Source organism: Sulfuricurvum sp., from assembly GCF_028712165.1.
Taxonomy (GTDB): Bacteria; Campylobacterota; Campylobacteria; order Campylobacterales; family Sulfurimonadaceae; genus Sulfuricurvum.
In genome coordinates this window covers 1-4,115 of the sequence record NZ_JAQTQR010000114.1, presented here as the reverse complement: position 1 = coordinate 4,115, position 4,115 = coordinate 1, and the positions used below count along the sequence as shown (strand labels likewise).

General features: G+C 39.6%; 2 protein-coding genes and 1 pseudogene. All 3 read left to right on the top strand.

Translation table 11 applies throughout. The annotated features are described in order from the left end of the window. Positions 1-600, top strand: a 600-nt coding sequence (locus PHP90_RS13665; RefSeq protein ID WP_299931009.1) for an AEC family transporter, incomplete at its 5' end; no start/stop codon positions are given. Between the two features lie 206 nt (positions 601-806). Further along, positions 807-2,204, top strand: a complete 1,398-nt coding sequence (locus PHP90_RS13660; RefSeq protein WP_299931007.1) for a hypothetical protein — start codon at positions 807-809, stop codon at positions 2,202-2,204. A 242-nt stretch (positions 2,205-2,446) separates the two neighbouring features. Further along, positions 2,447-4,115 (top strand): annotated as a pseudogene (locus PHP90_RS13655) (hypothetical protein); the annotation flags it as partial.

The window sequence follows — 4,115 nt, the reverse complement described above, 5'->3', positions numbered from 1 at the left end:
ATGCCGCTGGGGAATACGTCGTTTGTCGGGATACCGATCGTCCATACATTGCTGGGCGAAGAAGCCATTCCGTATGTCTTGATGTACGATCAGTTCGGGACGTTTTTGATGCTGTCGCTCTACGGTGCGGCGATTATCGCGCGCTATGAGACAGGGACGTTTCACAAACGGCTGATAATGAAAAAACTTCTCCTCTTTCCGCCGTTTATTTTTCTCCTGTTCGCGCTCATTTTTGGAGAGATGCCGCAAGGCTCCCAGCCATATCTACAGCTTCTCTCATCGACATTGGTTCCGTTGGCATTGGTATCCGTCGGATACTCGATGAAATTCGGAGGAGAAGTCGATTACGGACTGTTTACCAAAGCATTGGTTCTAAAACTGATGATTATGCCGTTGATTGCATTCGGGATTTTATACACGCTCGGCACCGATCCGCTTGCACTCAAAACCGCCGTACTCGAATCAGGCATGCCCTCTATGATCACCGCAGGAGCACTTGCAATCGCAGCAGGATTCGCACCGGAACTGAGTGCGGCACTGGTCGGATATGGGATTATTGTGTCATTGGTGACGCTGCCGTTGATTAGCTATTTGATGTAAAAAAGGGTTAAATTCTTCACCCATCTGCCAATATTTCCGCAATAAAAAATAACATAAACTATATTAGTTATGTTTCTAAAAGTATCGTTTGTCTACATACGTCATAAAATAACTATAAAAAATTAAAATGATTTTACTAAATTTGCTATAGTAATTCATTATAACTTTTTCAAGATTTAACATTGAACGATAAAGGAAATTCCCGCATGAAACATATCATCTTAATTATACTCCTCACATTAGGAGTCTGGGCGGAGGAAGTTGGGGTGCCGTATGTTTCAGCAGAAGGTGAAGAATGGACGCCAAGACATTACAGTCAAGATCATAAATATTTTATTGAAGGATATGCCGATAAACGTCATTTTACTGGATTAGTCCTTTATGATGCAGAAAGTTACAGGTCTATCCGAAAGATTGATAACTTGCCATGTGCAGGGCAACTGACAGAGTTTAAGTCACTTAATGAAGTATTGATATATTGCCGAGATAAAACAGCCTATAAATTTAGTCTAATCGATGGTAAAGCTGAATCTGTAGAACCTAGTAAGAATATCCTCTTAAAAATGAAACTCGGTAAAGATTTTAACTCGACTGCTGTAAAAGACAAAATTAAACTATCGGGCTATAAATACGATGTACTATTAAATAATCAAAATTTGTATTTTACATTGGATCACGCGCAAAATTTTGTTATTTGGAATTTACAACCGTTTGGCAGAAAAAGTATGATCCATCTACCGGATGCGCAACGTTTTACATTCTCTGCTGATGAGGAAAAGGTGATATTTTTAATAGATGATGATATTAACAATAAATACTCTTATATCAGTATTTGGGACTTAGCGAAAAACAAAGAAATAGCAACACTACCCCATGAACAGAGAATTGTGGATATGGCTGTTGATAAAAACAGTATTTACACCATCACCCATAATAATATCATACGCCAATGGGATGCCACTACGTTTAAACTCATCAAAAGTATTGAACATAATGAAACAAAAATCTTAACACAGACATTTGCCGCCAATATGGGATTAGGTCAACCAACGAGATCTCTTGCACACCGCTTATTTTTAAGTGGAGATGGTCAAAAGCTGATTGTCCAATTTGAAGAAAGCTTTGTCGTTTTTGATGCACATACACTTCAGATGATAGAACGGATAAAGGAAGATGATGCGTTACGAGGATATTGCTTCACGGATGTCAATAGAACATCGTTAACGTTCTCTAGCGGAATGAATCTGGATTTTAAAACCTTGAAATGGACACAACAAGATGCTGAGCCAAAAATAACAGCTCCATGGACTGGAATGAAAATTCTTAATTATTCATTTAAAAGGATTCGAGGTATTGCGCCAAATTTCAATGAAAAATTATTGGCAAAAAGTGGAATATTTATTAAAACTCAGTCAGGCGAAACTATTGCAGAACTGCATATTTTTGAAGATGGGGAATGGGTGATTATGACACCGGAGGGATATTTCGATGTTTCAGCCAATGGGCGTAAATACATTAACGTACTAACTTCGCCGTTTGAAACAACGGTAATCGATGATGTAACGTTTCAAAAATTTCACAAACAAATTAATCTTGGAGAATAACAATGAAGTTAGCAGAATTGACGAGTATCTATACGATTCCCACTGCTTTAGCGGAATTATTGCAGAATCTTGATAAGGAATTAGGCAGAAATAGTTTTTATGGTGATCCAACTGACGGAATAGATTATGAAATCACTTTTGATGATACTAAAGATAGTGTAACGACAACCATAGGCAATGTTGCAACAATCAATATAAATTCAAAACCTGTATATGTTCCAGTAAACTCAGTGTATGGTAATGTGACGTTTGCCTACGTTGATCAAGCCACAATATTGGTGCATGAGTTATCGCATGTCGCTTTACGATTGATGAGCAGTAAAGATACTTATGAACTAGACACGGAATACAACAATGCAAGATTGGCAGCAGCAGTATCTGACGCATCAAGTAGCGGCATAGAAGCTATTATACAAAACCTAAGCCCAACGAGTACAATCAGTCCAAAGGCTTCTGAAGCCAGTTTCGAAAACGTTTTTAATAGCAACGATCATGGAAGAGGGTATTGGAATAAAGTTACAGGAACAGAAGCCACCGATCTCCATCGTACAGGATATTATGCTGATGGAGATTGGGTAAATACAGTTGATCCATTACCTAATACGGTAAATGTATCCATAATCGGAAATGAACAAGACAATAGCCAGCTTTCCGGTGGCGCAGGCAATGATTTTATTGATGGCGGAATGGGGAATGACACACTTAGAGGCGGAGGGGGAATAGATATCCTCGACGGCGGTAATGATACGGCTCAGGACCTCCTCTACGGCGGAGACCAAGGGGATCTGATGTTTGCCAGACAAAACGATGCAGCATTTGGCGAATCGGGTAATGATATCATCATTTGTACGGCTGCCACGAATGTTTCTTTAGGAGGTGGAGCTGATTATGACTACTATTTTGTGGACGGAGCCTATGCGGACATAAACGATTCTGATAAAAAGGGAGCCATCTTTATCGGAAACATAAAACTGACAGGAGGAACCCTAGTATTTAATGATAACGGTAACTGGACGGGAACGTGGAAAGGACAGTTTGGGGAGATTTACACTCTAAAAGATACGAATATAGAGGTTAAACTAGGCGGGACAACTGTTTGGATACATCACTATGATTTTAGCAAAAATAACGATTTGGATATATCTTTATATTTCCCGGGACAGCAAAGTTCACTAATCTCTGCCAATAGTGTTATTGCAAATAGTGTTACTGTTAGCGGAGGTGTCGATTCTTTTGTCGGCGATAATAAGAATAATACTTTTATTGTTGATAATGTTGGCGATACGATTGCGGAACAGCCTAATGCCGGTTATGATACTGTGCTCTCCAGCGTGAGCTATACCCTGAGTGATAATCTCGAAATGCTTGTCTTGATGGAGGGTTCGACCATCAATGCCACAGGAAATGCTCTGGATAATTTTCTAATGGGAAATAGTGCTGGTAACGTCCTTAACGGAGGAGCTGGAACAGATATAATGATCGGAAAGGATGGAAACGATACCTATTATGTCGATGATGTCGGTGACAGAATTATTGAAACGAGCTCTTCCGGCGGTATCGATACAGTCGTGAGTACCATCAGTTGGAAACTCGGAGAAAATATTGAGATACTCCGACTCTTAGGCACCGGAGCAATAGACGGAATGGGGAATATTCTAGATAATACGATTTATGGGGATGAGGCAAACAATGTACTCGATGGCGGTACTGGAAACGATACTGCTGTCTTTAGCGGAAATTCATCTAATTATTCTTTTGTCAAAAATTCAGACGGCTCAATCACGGTTACCGATAAAACTGCAAATCGTGATGGTGTCGACAGATTAATTAATATTGAACAACTCAAGTTTTCAGATACAACACTCCAAGCTACTTCATTGGTGTTCACAACAAATGCAGCACCAACGTCAG